Annotated in this window: 12 protein-coding genes; 3 read left to right on the plus strand and 9 right to left on the minus strand. The window is 46.5% G+C overall.

Features of this window, described 5'->3' with window-relative positions; translation table 11 throughout:
• Nucleotides 1-246: 246 nt before the first annotated feature.
• The gene (locus MH215_RS02040) at nucleotides 247-1,119 is read left to right on the plus strand and encodes a helix-turn-helix transcriptional regulator (RefSeq protein WP_239287405.1); all 873 of its coding nucleotides are present in this window, start codon (nucleotides 247-249) and stop codon (nucleotides 1,117-1,119) included.
• Nucleotides 1,120-1,401: 282 nt separating this feature from the next.
• Here the strand turns inward: MH215_RS02040 and MH215_RS02045 are convergent, their stop codons facing one another.
• The 6 genes from MH215_RS02045 to MH215_RS02070 all read right to left on the minus strand — a co-directional run bounded on the left by MH215_RS02045 (nucleotide 1,402) and on the right by MH215_RS02070 (nucleotide 9,513).
• Complete coding sequence (locus tag MH215_RS02045; RefSeq protein WP_239287407.1) at nucleotides 1,402-2,325, minus strand: hypothetical protein; 924 nt, start codon at nucleotides 2,323-2,325, stop codon at nucleotides 1,402-1,404.
• 8 nt (nucleotides 2,326-2,333) lie between these two features.
• Entirely contained in the window at nucleotides 2,334-3,701 is a 1,368-nt protein-coding gene (locus tag MH215_RS02050) for a nucleotide sugar dehydrogenase (protein ID WP_056696409.1), read from the minus strand.
• A gap of 93 nt (nucleotides 3,702-3,794) precedes the next feature.
• The gene (locus MH215_RS02055) at nucleotides 3,795-4,598 is read right to left on the minus strand and encodes a response regulator transcription factor (protein WP_056696407.1); all 804 of its coding nucleotides are present in this window, start codon (nucleotides 4,596-4,598) and stop codon (nucleotides 3,795-3,797) included.
• 31 nt (nucleotides 4,599-4,629) lie between these two features.
• A complete protein-coding gene (locus MH215_RS02060) occupies nucleotides 4,630-6,030 on the minus strand; it encodes a glycosyltransferase family 2 protein (protein ID WP_239287409.1) in 1,401 nt (466 codons plus the stop codon).
• Between the two features lie 22 nt (nucleotides 6,031-6,052).
• Nucleotides 6,053-7,261: a HEAT repeat domain-containing protein gene (locus MH215_RS02065; protein WP_239287411.1), complete on the minus strand. Its 1,209-nt coding sequence runs from the start codon at nucleotides 7,259-7,261 to the stop codon at nucleotides 6,053-6,055.
• Nucleotides 7,262-7,287: 26 nt separating this feature from the next.
• On the minus strand, nucleotides 7,288-9,513 hold the full coding sequence (locus MH215_RS02070) for a hypothetical protein (protein ID WP_239287413.1): 2,226 nt from the start codon (nucleotides 9,511-9,513) through the stop codon (nucleotides 7,288-7,290).
• A gap of 858 nt (nucleotides 9,514-10,371) precedes the next feature.
• Between MH215_RS02070 and MH215_RS02075 the strand changes: the two genes are divergently transcribed.
• Nucleotides 10,372-11,616: a DNA polymerase IV gene (locus tag MH215_RS02075; RefSeq protein ID WP_239287415.1), complete on the plus strand. Its 1,245-nt coding sequence runs from the start codon at nucleotides 10,372-10,374 to the stop codon at nucleotides 11,614-11,616.
• Nucleotides 11,613-11,954: a YolD-like family protein gene (locus tag MH215_RS02080; RefSeq protein ID WP_056696401.1), complete on the plus strand. Its 342-nt coding sequence runs from the start codon at nucleotides 11,613-11,615 to the stop codon at nucleotides 11,952-11,954. Before MH215_RS02075 ends, MH215_RS02080 begins: the two co-directional genes overlap by 4 nt.
• Nucleotides 11,955-12,234: 280 nt before the next feature.
• Here MH215_RS02080 and glsA read toward each other — a convergent pair whose 3' ends face one another.
• The 3 genes from glsA to MH215_RS02095 all read right to left on the minus strand — a co-directional run bounded on the left by glsA (nucleotide 12,235) and on the right by MH215_RS02095 (nucleotide 15,381).
• Nucleotides 12,235-13,176, minus strand: a complete 942-nt coding sequence (glsA, locus tag MH215_RS02085) for a glutaminase A (RefSeq protein WP_239287425.1) — start codon at nucleotides 13,174-13,176, stop codon at nucleotides 12,235-12,237.
• A 91-nt stretch (nucleotides 13,177-13,267) separates the two neighbouring features.
• Nucleotides 13,268-13,750 (minus strand): GNAT family N-acetyltransferase, encoded by a 483-nt coding sequence (locus MH215_RS02090; protein ID WP_056696397.1) that lies wholly within the window; start codon nucleotides 13,748-13,750, stop codon nucleotides 13,268-13,270.
• Nucleotides 13,751-14,085: 335 nt separating this feature from the next.
• Nucleotides 14,086-15,381 carry an L-lactate MFS transporter gene (locus MH215_RS02095; RefSeq protein ID WP_239287427.1) on the minus strand — a complete coding sequence of 432 codons (1,296 nt, stop codon included), beginning with the start codon at nucleotides 15,379-15,381 and terminating at the stop codon, nucleotides 14,086-14,088.
• Nucleotides 15,382-15,464 lie beyond the last annotated feature (83 nt).

Consider the following 15,464-nt stretch of genomic DNA (forward strand, 5'->3'; position numbering starts at 1 on the left):
ATTTTATTAGTATGAAAGTCCAAATACCAATTAATTAACTTGGTTTAATAGGTATGGACATCATATCAATTGATTTGTCTGTGATCAATGTCATTTCGCGGCAACTTTATTTTGTCATTTTGTGGTCTTTTCTCAGAATTAGGTCTCGTCGATCTTGAATATGTATAAAACCCACCTGTATAATAGGTTATAAATGAACCTTTCCGATCTTATCTACAATACTTATATATTAAAGAGGTGTTCCCGATGACCGAGAGCATGAAGGAGGACCACCACGAGTTTTTGGATATTATTTTCTTCACTCCATCTGAATTCGAGAAAGCCGGTGGCGCCTGGCCGATTCGTATCGGCCGCAATCTAGCCAAGAGCAACTATCATATTGGCCCTCGCACCACACCTTATCATTATTTGCTGTTTGTGTTAGAGGGGGAAGGTACGTTCATTCAGGATGGGCAACATCATGCCTTGCGAGCACGAGATGCGTTCTGTCTATTTCCGCATGTCACTCATGAGTACTGGACCACCCCTGAGAACACATTGCAGAAAATATTTATTGCCTTTGACGGCTCACATGCGGCAGAACTGCTCTCCCGGATTGGTCTGACTCCAGACTCGCCTTATCGTTCAGGCGTGTTAACGCCAGAGACAGCAAGTGCAATGCGTGCATTTATGGAGGATGTTCGCAAACCGCAGGATGGAGCAAGTGATCTGGGACGACTTACTCGGTTTCTAAGCCTTTTCGACCGAATCGCCCGTTCTCCGGCAATCAAGGGACTGCAGCCAGACTCCGCTACTCCCTGGCTCCAGAAGGGCAAAGAGTATATGGATATCCATTTTGCTGGCGGCATTACAGTGGAAGGCGTGTCTGCTCATGCGGGCGTGGATCGTACCCACTTTGCCAAACAGTTCCGCAGAGCGTACGGTCTCTCTCCCGTCCAGTATATTCAGCAATTGAAAATGGATCAGGCCAAGCGCTTACTTGTGCAGACCCCGCTAAGCTTAACTGAAGTGGCTCATTCTGTCGGTTATCCCGACTTGTTCTCCTTCTCCAAAGCCTTCAAAAAACAGGTCGGTCTGCCCCCCAACCGTTATCGGACAACCGAGAGCAGTAAAGAATAACAAGGTACATCCTCCCTTACGCTTTAAATCCGCCTACGATGTTCATTGCTCCTTCTCTGCAACCGTTGCTGGATCTCTTGCGCTACCGAGTTGCTGCTTGGCATAAACGCTTGATTAACTATGGTATCTATCACGCCGTCCTTTTACGCTTTCACAACAAAAAGAAAGGCAAGTCCTATTCATATCAGGACTTGCCTTTCTTTTTATCTCACTTATTCAATTTATATCATCGTCGCTTGTGAAGTTGCACCGACCCTCAAGCCACATATCATAAAGTGACCCCTATTTCTGCTCATCATCCTTGCGCGCAAGCGGAATACCGTTTTTTTTCGCATACCATGCTTCATAATGATGTACGGCAACACCTGCAAAGGAAGAATGAGTAGAACCAAGTTTGAACACCTTCTCCATTTCCTCATCCATATTGCTAATCGGTTTACGGAAAAAGGTCAGGTGATCTCCCTCATGCGTATCTGCCAATTCTGCTCCGATCCAGACTTTCTTGCCTAGGTCGTCCGCCTCGTCCAGTTCCTCCTTGGACAGATCGTACATCTGTTGCCCACTGTCACGATACGCCATGATCGCTACGGCATCGAAGTGAGAAATGACCCAGTGGCTGAACGTCCCTTCATTCCCAGATGACTGACGGGCATCGAGCCAGAACGGAATGGCAGCGCTCATGTACAATCCCGCATCCTCTCCCGCTTCCGTCCAAGCTTTCATGTTATCTTGCCACTCTGCAATGACACGGCTCTCCTCATTCTCCCAGCGTTCCAGTTGATACGGCTCCACATCCAGTTGGACGCCTTCAAAACGTTCATTCTTAGCGGATGCTGTATTATATGCTCGCACTCGTTCAATAAAAGCCAGTCCTTCTTCTCGTTTCTCCGTATAAGCCCAATCCGCATGACCATTCAAGGCGTGTACCTCAATCTCCGCCACCTTCGCAGCGGCAATAAATGTACGGTACGTATCATCTGATACTTCATCCTGTATTTGCAGGAAGATCACATTCACACCCTGCTCTTTGGAAAATGAGATAATTTCCGGTGTCTGCTCTGCAATAATGGAAGCGTCCCACAGCCAAGTCGCTTTGTGTTCCTCATGAGAGAACCACTTGAGCAGCCAGGGCAGAAGCAGCAGGCAAAATATCAGCGCCAGAAGTACCCATTTTGCCTTCACCGGAACCTGCTTCCATCGTTTCATCGGATTCCTCAGACGAGCAACGCTTCACTTGGTTCAAGCACAGGGTGTTGTACCGAGTGACCAATCTTATAAATATGAGGCTGTGTATATGTGCGGAATGCATTACGTGTATCAAGAATCGGTACACCGAGCTCTGAAATTTCACGATATGGAAGATCCTTATGATTGGTAATCAGCACGATGCAATCGTATGTTTTGAACTGTTCCAGATTGAACACTTCGCTGTGTACGGTATCTCCATGTTTGTCCAAGAATGAATCAGCATACGGGTCGTAGTAGCTTACATTAGCTCCACTTTCCTTGAACAATTCATATACTTCCAGTCCTGGGGACTCACGCAGATCTGCAATATTCGGCTTGTATGACATACCAAGCAACAATATATTGGAATTCCGAACAGACTTGGCGTATTCGTTCAGAATGGTTGACGTTTTATTCAGAACATAATATGGCATGTTGTCATTCGTCGATTGTGCCAGCTCAATGAATTTACTGTAGAAACGGAATCCTTTTGCTTTCCAAGACAGATACATTGGATCCAGCGGAATGCAGTGACCACCGATGCCGGGGCCTGGATAGAATGGCATGAAGCCAAACGGTTTGGTTGCAGCTGCATCAATGACTTCCCAGATGTCGATGCCCATGCGATCACACATCATCGCCATTTCATTCACGAAGGCGATATTCACGCTGCGGAATGTATTTTCAAGCAATTTAGACATCTCCGCTACTTTTGGTGAAGATACGGGTACAACGGTTTGCACATATTTACCATACAACGCCGTTCCTAGCTTAAGGCAAGATTCGGTGGTGCCTCCAATGACCTTAGGCGTATTAAACGTAGTGAATCGTCCGTTGGACGGGTCAACCCGCTCTGGCGAGAAACAGAGGAAGTAGTCTTTGCCTGCTTCATGTCCGATTTTGTCCAGCTTCTGTTGAATCAGCTCTTCGGTAGTTCCCGGGTAGGTTGTACTCTCCAGCGTGATCAACATGCCTGGTTTCATATGCAATTTAATCTGATCAACTACCGTCTCAATGTACGACGTATCTGGATCTTGGTTTTCGCTCAGTGGTGTTGGCACACAGATGCTCAACGCATCGATGACACGCAGCATACTATAATCTGTCGTTGGTTGAAAACGACCTGTCTCCATCACTTTTTTCAATTCTTCAGATGAGATGTCGTGAATGTATGAATCTCCGTGATAGATACTCTCTACCTTAGAAGCATCGAGATCAATTCCGATGACAGTGAAGCCTTGATTCACCATTTCTACAGCAAGTGGAAGCCCTACATAACCGAGCCCGACCACGCCGAGTACCGCTTCTTTATTCTCAATCGCATTTAATAATGAGTGGAAATGTTGATTATGCATGATAGTCCCTCCAACAATGATTTGATTTTGTGTGAAATTTGTTCTTTTTGTCTATCGTTATCTTCTTTGGCATTTGCATAAATTCACAACTATCTAGTGCAGGCACCGCCGAATACGAGCATCCAGCTCTACAGGTGAGAACGGCTTGGTCATATAATCATCCACCCCGCTACGGAAGCATTGGCTGATCGTTTGCTCAACACGCTGCTCCGTCAGAACGACGATTTTGGGTGGCTGCTCTATCTCTAACTTCTGGATATGGTGAATGAACGGCAAGCCGTCAATACCATACAGGTTCAATTCGGTCAGTACCAGATCTGGTGCCACTTTCTCGATAAGTTCCAGTGCAGCCAGACCATCTACAGCTTCATACGTCTCGTAGCCTTGCATCTTCAATCGCAATTGCAGAAACTCACGTACGGTCGGATCATTATCTACAATCAAAATACGTTCTGGATCTGCTGATGTCTTGTCCAGCGTGTAGATATGAATCTCAGATGAGTCTACCAGCTTCGAGGATTCAGCCATATGCTGAATGGTCGCTTGTGAAGGACGATCCTTATCCGTGAAGCTAGCCAGTGTAATCTGTGGATCGGCACCGGGTACCGTTTCCTGTAGTTCATGCTTGATCCGAAGTCCTGCATAGTGAATCTCATCCAAGGTTAATCTCGGCAATAGAACTGCAATCGTCTGCGTAGCTCCATCTTTCCACAACTGGAAATCATAATCATGTGTCTGCTCCAAATGTGTTCGGATCTGCTGCTCTGGCTGAATATTCCCTGCACAGTGGATGAACATTAAACCGCATGTTCCGGCACCCGTTTCCTTCAACCCTTGCTCTACACTTCGATACACATTGACCGCAGTCTCACGCTGCAATGTTGCCGTATTTGGCATGTTCTTTTCCACCCTTCTCCTTCAGTTATGATCAAGCAGCTTTGCTTGCACCCTTTTCTTCTTCTGACCAGCTCTGGCGAGTCATCGTGCCCCATGAATTGTTGTTTTGCATAAACTGAACGTGACCCTGCAATCTCCAGAGCACACCGAGCTGATGATAACCTACAAATTTTAAGGCAGAGAATACCAGCATTTTGACCAGATCGGATAGCTTGTTGTAACGCTTAAATGCGATTTCCTCCAGCACTAGCGCGCCTACACTTAGCAGATAACCACTCACAAAGTTCAACAATCCGAACAACACGAGAACCGGCCACTGCGTCATATCCATCAGCACGTATCCGGCAAGTGCCAGAAGTCCGGTAATCCGGAAATACGGGTTGAGCGCTTCAAAAATGACATTGTACGGCATCGTCACCATACCCATTACTTTGTATTTCGGGTTGAACAGCATGCCACGATTCTCAAGCATGTTCTTCAGATTTCCCCGTCCCCAACGCTTGCGCTGACTGGACAAGATCCGGTAGGAATCCGGCGCCTGTGTCCAACATACCGCTTCAGGACAGAACGCCACGCGATACTTCAATTTATTTTCCAGCATATAGCGGTGAAGCTTGATAATAATGTTCATGTCCTCCCCAGGATAACCGTCCCGGTAGCCTCCGACGGCAATCACTGCATCCTTACGGAACATACCGAAGGCACCTGATACAATGATTAAGCCATTCATATGGCTCCAGCCAATTCTTCCCCCGAGAAAGGCTTTAAGGTACTCAATGGACTGGAACATCGGCCACATTTTGCGAGGAAGAGATACATCCTGTACGGCTCCATTTTCAATCTTACAGCCATTAGCTATACGAACGTCGCCGCCAATCGCTACCGTCTCTTCTGGGTTCTCCATATACATGCGAGCCATACGAATCAAAGCATCCTTCTCCAGAAGCGAATCGGCATCGATTGAGGAGATAAGAGGGTAGTGAGACAGATTGATTCCTGCATTAAGTGAATCCGCCTTACCACCGTTCTCCTTATCAATGACATAGAGATCCGGGAATTCCGAATTATGATAGATACCTCGTATGTTTTTACATGCGATTTTGCCATGCATTTTGGTGTTGGTCACGAGCTTCAGATTGTACTCTTGCAGTAACTTTTTCAACGTATCATCACTCGAACCATCGTTAACCACGATGACCTCATACGTTGGATAGTTCAGCGTCATCAGACAGTTTACATTTTCAATAATCGTCAGTTCCTCGTTGTATGCCGGTACCAGCAAGGAAACCGAAGGCACCAGTTCCGAGCCTGACAACGTATTATATTTGGAATAGTGCGAACGCCGGAATATAGTCCATATGTTGCGGAATGAAAGGGCTAAGATGGAGAAATATAGTGTGTTAACAAAAACCACATAATATATAGCCACCATACCGTAGATTAATAAAAGATCTCTAAGCAGTGTAATCCCCTCCTACCGTTGCCACACCTGTGCGTTTCTTGCTTGTGCGATGGTCTATTGGTGAGCCAAAATACCGATCATATAGCAGCCTTTTTTTGTTATGTGCGATCATCTGTTCAACAGCTCTATGATCCGTTCCCGTATGTTGCATCGTGCTCTCAATCTGCTGCATCGCGATTTCACGCTCTACACTTGTACCCTGTACAGCAGCTTGGCACAGTGCTTCGAATCCAGGCTCACCCAGCTTCGCCAAACTCTCGGCAGTGTTGTATCGCACTCTCCAATCTTCATCTCGCAGCGCTTTGCGCAGTAACGGGATACTGCCTGATGCATGCTTCGAGCCCAGCGCTTGAGCGACTTCGGCGCGTACCTCGGGATCTGCATCCTGCATTAATTTCAAAATCGTCTCATCTCGCAGTGCAGGACTTGCACTAAGGTACAGCTTCACTGCCTCAGCACGTACATCCCGCTGCTCCGCGCCCACCAGTTTGTGAAGAGCAGGCATCACTTCTGGAACAGCCTGTCCCCACATGGCTACAAGTCCTACTTTTACAAAGTCGGGATTAGGGTCTTCCAATAATTCAATCAACATCTTACTCGTATCCATGCTTGTTTCAAGTAGAATATCTGCAGCTAGATGATGGATGGATTTGCCTTTGGTTAACAGCACCTCAAGCATCTCCTTTAACTCTCCTTGACGAACCGTGCTTCTCGCAATGGAGCGAGCAATCATGATCGCCATCGGACCAGGCTTCTCATCCTTCAGCAATTCCATAAGTCCCGGAACAGCCTCTGGACAACGCATGCCCCCTAAGCGATACGCTGCATCGATCTGTCGGCCATAACGCAGTCTGCCCAGTTCTTTCAGGTCATGCTCTACAAACCCCGACTCACGGCACAAGGCAATCAACTTATCGCGGTACTCTCCCTTGAATTGATCGATCCATTCAATCAACTTATTCTGGATAACCCTGCGCTCTAACGGAGCAAGCTTGCCTGGTGGCAGCTTCAGTTGACGATTCTCCGTCAGTGCAGTTTGCAAGTACGTAAAGTAGTCCCGCTGCTTGGATTCGTACCACGCCATCTTGCGCTGTTTGCCATTGTGGGACATTTTCATGGCAAACAGCAGGATTACGCCTACAACAACAAGCGCTATACAGATATATAGAAATAGATAAGCTAGTGCCAAATTGGGAAACATTCGAAAAAGTCCTCCTTTATACTGATTTATTCGGTCTGAAAACTAGGTATTTGTTCAAAACGTTTCTTCATTTCCTCATAACTTAGCTTCAAACGCTCGCTGTATTGCACCTGTTCCCAAGGTTGCCACTTGTACATAGGCAATGTCTTCAAGTCCAGTGTGTTCGCTTCGCCTCCTGGCCATGATACTTGACCAGTAGAACGCTCCATTAACCATGGAACCAGTGTAACGCCCTCTACTGTTTCAGTTTGGAATTGTCGTCCTTCCTGAAGTGCTCCATAGTTGATGACTTGCAGTGAGCTTGGATCACCGAACCCAAGCAACATCCAAGGAATTCGCATCTCCACCTGGTTCCCTTTATACTGCCACGCCGTTAATGAATCGGTATCAGACTGCCCTGCAGCTGTAGTTCCTCGCTTCAGCGCACCCACCTTTTCGTTCATAAACGGGTGAGCCGATCGGGTATCCGGCGGTGTCATCCTCAGGCTTACCGCCAGGTTCCACGGCTGGAATGGATTAGCTGAATCCGCTGAATCCTCAGGCAACATATCATAGCCATCCTTGCCATACAGACGACGATTAAAATCATAATCCTTGGCGATTTCCACTTGAGATTCAGGATCCTGTCCCAGCGTGATCACCGTTTCGAGTCCATCACTTAACGTTCTACCAGGAAGTCGCTCGCCGGGCTGATTACCTCCTGCAAGTGTGTCTGTACCAATGTGCAGCACCGTCTGCTTCGGATCAAACTTCTGATCTAAGGTCATGCCAATGTACAGGTAAGCTTCGTCATGAGTTAGCTTCATCTCCTGAATGCCCTCCACTTTACCCTGCCAGACCGTTACCTCATCATCCTTCAGCTGCTCCCAATCATCCAAGCTGCCATCAATGGTCAACTGCTTCTGTTTACCAGGATCCATCGCGAGCAAACCAAACATCTTCTCGTTGGTCAGCACGTTTAACCAATATGCACGTCGGTCTGCTGGAATTTCGAGTGGCATCGTGTTCCAAGTTTTCTTGAACCATTCGTCCTGCCACATGAACAAGATCGCTCCTGCATACCCTTCATCGTAAATATCTTGAGTTAGGGAAGCATCGATCTCACCTTGCTCTGCCTCGTTATGCCCTCCCTGATTCCTTCCTCCCATACCCAGATGAGAAATACCAAGCGAGGAAGGTACACCGTACTCTGTAATCATTACAGGCATATCGGAAAACTCGGCTTTAAGCTTGCGTAGATAGCTTTTGTACGTGTTGTATTCTCCATTGGCATCCTTAATGGTTTGAAGCGTCTTATCGATGTGGAACAAGTCAGGATAGTAAGGATACACATGATACGCTGCAAAATATCCTCCTTGCCAGTCCTTCGACTCAATATGACGGGCATCCACACTGACCAGGTCCTCTTCATACAATGGTTCACCTGGATGATCAAGCACATCGGTCGTCACCCAATTCGTAAACGTCATTGGATGCTCCCAACCGTACTCTTTCTCTAATACAGCGGTGTAATCCATCAATTCTGCCAACCAGTTCTCAAATGGTGAAGCATCCGGGGTTCCCGAAAAATGAACTCCCTTGTACTGCGGCACATCAGGATGTGTCTTATTGGTGTTATCCACCATCATAGGATCCCACTCGGTTCCAACATGCCACGCCATCAGATATTTCCCTGCATTCACCTTATACTTCCCGCTAGAAGCTCCCGGTTTATCAGGAATGTCCGCATCCCCATAGACAGCAGATACTGCTTTTTCAATTTCCTGTTTAAATGTTTGCTCGATATGGTCGAGATAAGCATCCTGCTTCTCAATCAACTCTTCCTCAGGTGACCATATCCCCTGTATAAAATATAAGGGCTGCTGCCTACCGCGATTATAATCGACCAAGGCAGTATAAAAAATTGGCTCGTGAACCGTATATACCCGGATTACATTAGCGCCCAGATCCTGAATCTGCTCGAACCACCTCTGATAATCCTCTTTAGTCAGCGGGAATTCACCCGGATAGTGTCCAGGTGACGTTGCGCCCAGATTGACGCCTTTGACGAACATCTCCTTCCACGTACCGTCCGATCCGTATTCCATGAATCGGTCTCCCTCTGTTTTGAACTTCATTTCTGTACCATTCTGCGCTGTATAAGTGACCAGTTTGGGCTGCATATAGTACATGCCGGCAAATATTCCTCCGGTCAATACTACGGCTCCAGCCAGCACCGTTAGCATCCAGCGTTTTCGTCTTCGTCTACTCATGCTCTCGATTGCTCACCTCTCTAGTATGCATCCCGTCTTATGCCTGTGTTATCGATCAAACATGAAGACATGCGGCATATTCCGCATGGGATGACCGCATGGAATAGAGCTGTCAGCGGTGTAGTTCTCACTATAGCGCTAAGCGTCTGCATTTGTAACTAGGCTGATGGGAGCAAACATAAACTGCAACATTCTGCCCATTATTCGTAAAATACGCCATCAACTAGCATGCTTTCCCTCTGAACTTCATCCTCTGCTCACCATTGTATCTTCCCCCTGTGAACTGAGGATTTAAGATCCGTTCCTGTAGGGACGTATATGCCTGTTATTGTTATATGCAACGCGGATTACAGCATCTGAGTGTGCTTAGACACTTATCCCATTAAACGCAGGTTGTTTTTTAAAGTTGCGGCCTTTTTTACAGTATTAACCATAAAGATTACAAAATTGATACTATAGTCCGATAACGTATCCGTGAAAATCCGCGTCCTATCAGGCTTTTCTGAAAAATGCAGAAAATAAAAAAAGGACATCAGTCCTGCACTGTAGGACTGTGCCTATTTATATCCCTTTTACAAATTAGTGAATGAACAGGCGGTCATCGCTCAGAGGTCACAGATCTCTAACATTAAATGTAAAAATCCACATCTTATTTCCTACAATCTGGTCTTCAGCAAGCTATTTAGTAATTGTGTCCAATTTGCAAAATAATTCCGCTTGCCGCATTTTAAATTGTCAGATATGCTTATAAAATAAGAACACATGTTCCATACTGTAAATAAACTGTAAAACAATCACCGGAATGAACCTATTTTTATTCAAACCCTATGGATTGAGAAGTCAAAGGAGAGACTTGTTATGCCCCGCAAAGCCACACGTGTCATTATGCTAGCCGATTGCCAGTCGTTCTATGCCAGCGTAGAGAAATCTGCACACCCTGAATACAGGGATCGTCCACTCGTTGTAGCCGGAGATCCCGCACGACGTTCGGGCATTATTCTGGCAGCCTGCCCTTTGGCCAAATCCTATGGCATTACTACTGCTGAGCGACTAGGCGAAGCCTTAGCAAAATGTCCGGACGTTGTCGTCATTCGCCCAAGAATGGCGGAGTATATTCGGGTCTCCCTGCACATTACGAGCATTCTACAGACGTACACCGATCTCGTTGAACCCTACAGCATTGATGAACAGTTTCTAGATGTCACCGGAAGTCTCGATTTGTTCGGCAGTCCGGAAGTGATCGCTAAGAGCATTCAATCCAGAGTCTTGGAGGAGACCGGCATATACATCCGTATTGGTATTAGCGACACGAAGGTCGTAAGCAAAATGGCTTGTGACCTATACGCTAAAAAAGTCCCCGGAGGCATCTACACCCTTCCCCGTAAGGATGTACAGAAAACATTATGGCAGATGCCAGTCAGAGATATGTTTATGGTTGGTTCTCGTATGGCGAATCATCTCTATAAGATGGGGATTCATACCATTGGTGAGCTGGCTCAGACTCCACTCTCTCGACTTCGAGATCGTTGGGGCGTAAACGGCGAGGTATTGTGGCGAATCGCTCGTGGCATAGACGATTCTCCGGTGAAGCCGGGAACATATGCACACCAGCAAAAGGGGATCGGACATCAGATGACTTTGCCTCGGGACTATGAGTCCTGGGAGGACATCAAGGTTGTGTTGCTTGAACTAGCTGAGCTGGTTAGCCGGCGTGCACGGGACAAATCACTGATGGGGAATGTTGTATCTGTTGGATGTCGTGGACAGGATTATGATCGCCCTACTGGCTTTTCGCGCCAAATGAAGGTGAATGAACCTACGAACATTACGGATGAGGTATACGATGCTGCGGCAGCCCTCTTCTTACGCCATTGGGACGGATTACCCATCCGCCGAATCAGCGTATCCTTAACTGGGCTTGTCGCTGATTCCGACATACAGCTATCCTGGTTCGACGATCGTGAACGAAAAAGAGAACTGGAACGCGCCACAGATGATATCAAACGCAAGTTCGGAGACACCGCGATTATGCGAGCCTCTTCCTTATGCTCATCTGCCCAGGCACAGGACCGTTCTCATAAAATTGGAGGTCATTATAAATGAGTAAAAAATTACAGCAAAACGGAATCTTTGAATCTTCTCGCATGATGCTCCCTGAACACCGAGAAGCTTACATTCTTCATCAAGAGCATCTAGCTCCACGCACTCGTCCTTCTCTGGATGCTCAAGCGGCAGAGGAAATGTCTCGTTTACTCAGCAATTCGATGGTATTAGGAGATGCCATCACCATTACCCTGTTCGACGAATATGACGATATTCGTATCACCGGGCAGGTGCTGCGAATGAACCGTCCCGCCCGCACCCTTAAGCTACTTACGAATAACGGGACTCGGGACATTCAGATGAATCTAATCACAGACGTCACCCTAGCCGGTGAGTAATACATCGCCCACAACCTAACGTCGATATCGTCAATAGGAACTATTGGCTCGTGAAGTCAGATTTGCGGATTTTCGGAGATAGTTGCAGTTCAATTCACGGAGACAGGACTGCTTTCCTACACGAAATGGACTCACTTCATGTATCAAGAATAACGATATAGAAGGCTGCCCTCTCGTACTAAAGGAGCAAAAGGAACCAGAAGTGATTCAAAAGATCATCTTAAGGGTATATTTCGCTATTTTAGTGCGCGTTCAAAAAGATCGGTTTTGAACAACCTCTTTAGAAGAAGCTCCAGTCGAACTCCTTAGAGAGACGCTCAAGCAGATGCACCCCGGCAATACTATTTCCTTTGCGATTTAAAGCTGGCCCCACCAGTCCTATACCGAATTGACCTGGTACAAGTGTCAAAATCCCACCAGATACACCGCTCTTCGCAGACAGTCCAACCTGGATAGCAAATTCACCGGATGCATTGTACATTCCGCAGGTGGTCATAAATGTTTTGGCAATCTGTACATAACGACGCGGAATTAACTCTTCTCCGGTGACTGGGTCTGTCCCGTTGTACGCAAGCACCAATGCCATACGTGCGAGATCCGCACAGGTTACCTCAATGGAGCAATGACGGAAATACACGGCAAGTACATCTTCAACATCATCCTTCAGCACCCCGTTGTGCTTGAGGAAATATCCAAGTGACCGGTTTAGATGACCGCTCTCTGACTCAGACTGAAATACGGCCTCGTTGTAGTTTAATCGTTCATTGTTTGCGAGCTTACGGAAAAACTCTAGGATACGTCGGGATTTCTCTTCCTTGCAATCTCCTGCAATTAGAGAGGACACGGTGATTGCACCAGCATTGATTAACGGATTAAATGGGATTCCTGGATCAACTAATTCCAGCTTAATCATGGAGTCATAATCGTCGCCGGTCGGTTCTTTTCCTACATTAAAGAACACAGCTTCTTCTCCATGATCCATCAAAGCGAGAATTAAGGTAAATACTTTAGAAATACTCTGCATCGTAAAAGGTACACCACAATCACCGGCTGATACATGGTTACCCTCAGCGTCCATGATATGTATGCCAAGCTCATCCTGCGAAGCTTTGACCAGCTCCGGAATATAGGAAGCCACCTTACCTTGCCCTGTATGCAAACGACTCGTTTCCAACCATTCGGGCAGTAGGGAGTTCAATTGATCCATCGTAGAATTGCTCATCTCCATCTCCTCCATCTCTCTAATTATTATCATACGGTATTAGAAAGGATTACCCGGAGTGGGTAATCCTTTACCATACGTTAACGTCATTTTAGCGTTTCGCTCGCAAGCTCAGTTCCAGAATCTCCCCTGGTAACCCGTCATAATCGCCCACCCAAGTGGAAACAAAGTTCTGTCTAAGCAGAATTTGACGTGAGGCTGCATTCGTTGGATCAATCACAGCGTAGAGCACGCTAATTCCTGCTGCCTGTGCCTTTATAATTAACCGAGCGGCAATGGAAGTCCCATGACCTTGTCCCCAATGTTCAGGCAATATCATATATCCGATCTCCGCGCGCTCTGGATTGGTCTCATCCGGAATTAATTTGGCGTAGGCAATACCATTCCCCTCCTTGCTGGAGACCCGATAGAATCCGGTATCATTGTTGAGGTTGTAATCCAGCATGCTTCCGAATTCCTCTTTCGCTTCCTGTTCAGGAAATGCACGTTCGGTAATCTGTTTCATCACTTCACTATTGGAGACAAGCGCATAATAATCTGCAAAATCAGGCTCTGTGTATTTCATAAAATTCATTATATTCGTACCTCCTCTGAATTAACATCAGGGCTTGCTTTTTTGATTTCCCCTAGAGTATACCAGAAGCAAAGTATGCAATGCACATCCCCCACATACCCGATTCGAACCCCTCCGTTCTTCTCCCTTACAAAACCGTATAAGAAAAACGTCGATCGACGTACTTCCACAGAAGACAGACCGGTGTAGGTTGAATTTTTTCTTGCGATAATCGAATGATTTAGCTCCGCTAAAAACGTAAACTTTCAATTTTCTTCAAAAAAAGCGACCTCTATGAGGTCGCCAAATCACTACATATTCTAATATTTAATATTTATGTCCATTCCCATTCCATATTAGCTTGCCCGGGATGAAGGATGCAGACTCAGCTTTCCTTCACGCTGACGTGTACGACGTTGTTGCCCCGGAGGTGTGATTATACATGCAAGCAACAAGGAGATCGTACAGAGAACGGCAATCACGATAAAGGTAAGATGGAACCCGCCCAGCAATGCGCTGATAAATGATCCGGCAAGTGCACCAAAACCAAACCCTTGATAAATGACACCATAGTTTTTGCTCTGGTTTTTTAATCCGAAATAGTCTGCCACAATGGCTGGAAATACTGTGATATTCCCACCAAAACAAAAAGCAATGGCTGCCACACAGGCGAAGAACACTCCAAAACTTAGCGGAACCAGGCTCAGTGTCATCACGGCGATCGCCGTAACCAGCAATGCTCCAGCGATAACCTTCATCCGTCCTACTTTATCCGACAATGCACCTAGGATGATACGACCAGCCGTGTTAAATATGGCGACCATAGCAACCGCGTTAGCAGCCGTGGCTACGTTTAGACCCGCGAGCTGAACACCGATGTCTTTCACAATCCCGATAAGGTACAGACCACTCATACATGCCGTGAAGAAAATAACAAATAACATGTAGGCTTCTTTTGTACGCAGCATTTCCTTGACCGTATAATCCTGACGTACATTCGATGGCTGGCCTCCCTCTTTTTGACCCGCTGCAGCTTGATTACGAACCACCGCTTCACGGATCAAGAACGAGCCTGCCACGATTAGAACAAGTACGATAATTCCCCAATACATAAATGCCTGAGCAGGGCCTACCGAACTAATGAGTGCAGAATTCACATATTTGAACAGAAGACTGCCTGTACCAAAGGCTCCGACCGAGATACCTGAGATCAGACCTTTGCGCTCGGGAAACCACTTAATCAGATTAGACAACGAAGTGATATAAGCAGTACCGTCAGCAAATCCAACCACAAATCCAGCCAGAAGATAGAGCAGCGTTAACGAAGTAACTTGAGAACTAAGAACAAGTCCAAGCCCAAGCAGGATTCCTGCAATACGGATCAAGCGCTGAAGCCCCCATCGTTCCTGCAAACGTCCTGCAAACAATGTAGCAAATGCTAATGCAAAACTCGTTATGGAAAAAGTGATCGCTACAGAGCTCACGTCCCATCCGAATCGATCGGAGAGCGGTTGGTTGAACAAGCTCCATGTGTAAATTGTACCTAGGCCCATCTGTACAATAATGGTGCCCAGTACAATAAGCCAGCGATTAATGGATGTAGATTCAGTCGTTGATGTCATATTAGGTGCTGATGAAATGATTGCTTTCATCGTAATCTCCCCCTTGCCGATGTCAAATGCTTGAATGCGTTCACAAGCTAATCATACATGAAAGGGGATTCATTACATCGATT

Source organism: Paenibacillus sp. ACRSA (assembly GCF_022346845.1).
Lineage (GTDB): Bacteria > Bacillota > Bacilli > Paenibacillales > Paenibacillaceae > Paenibacillus.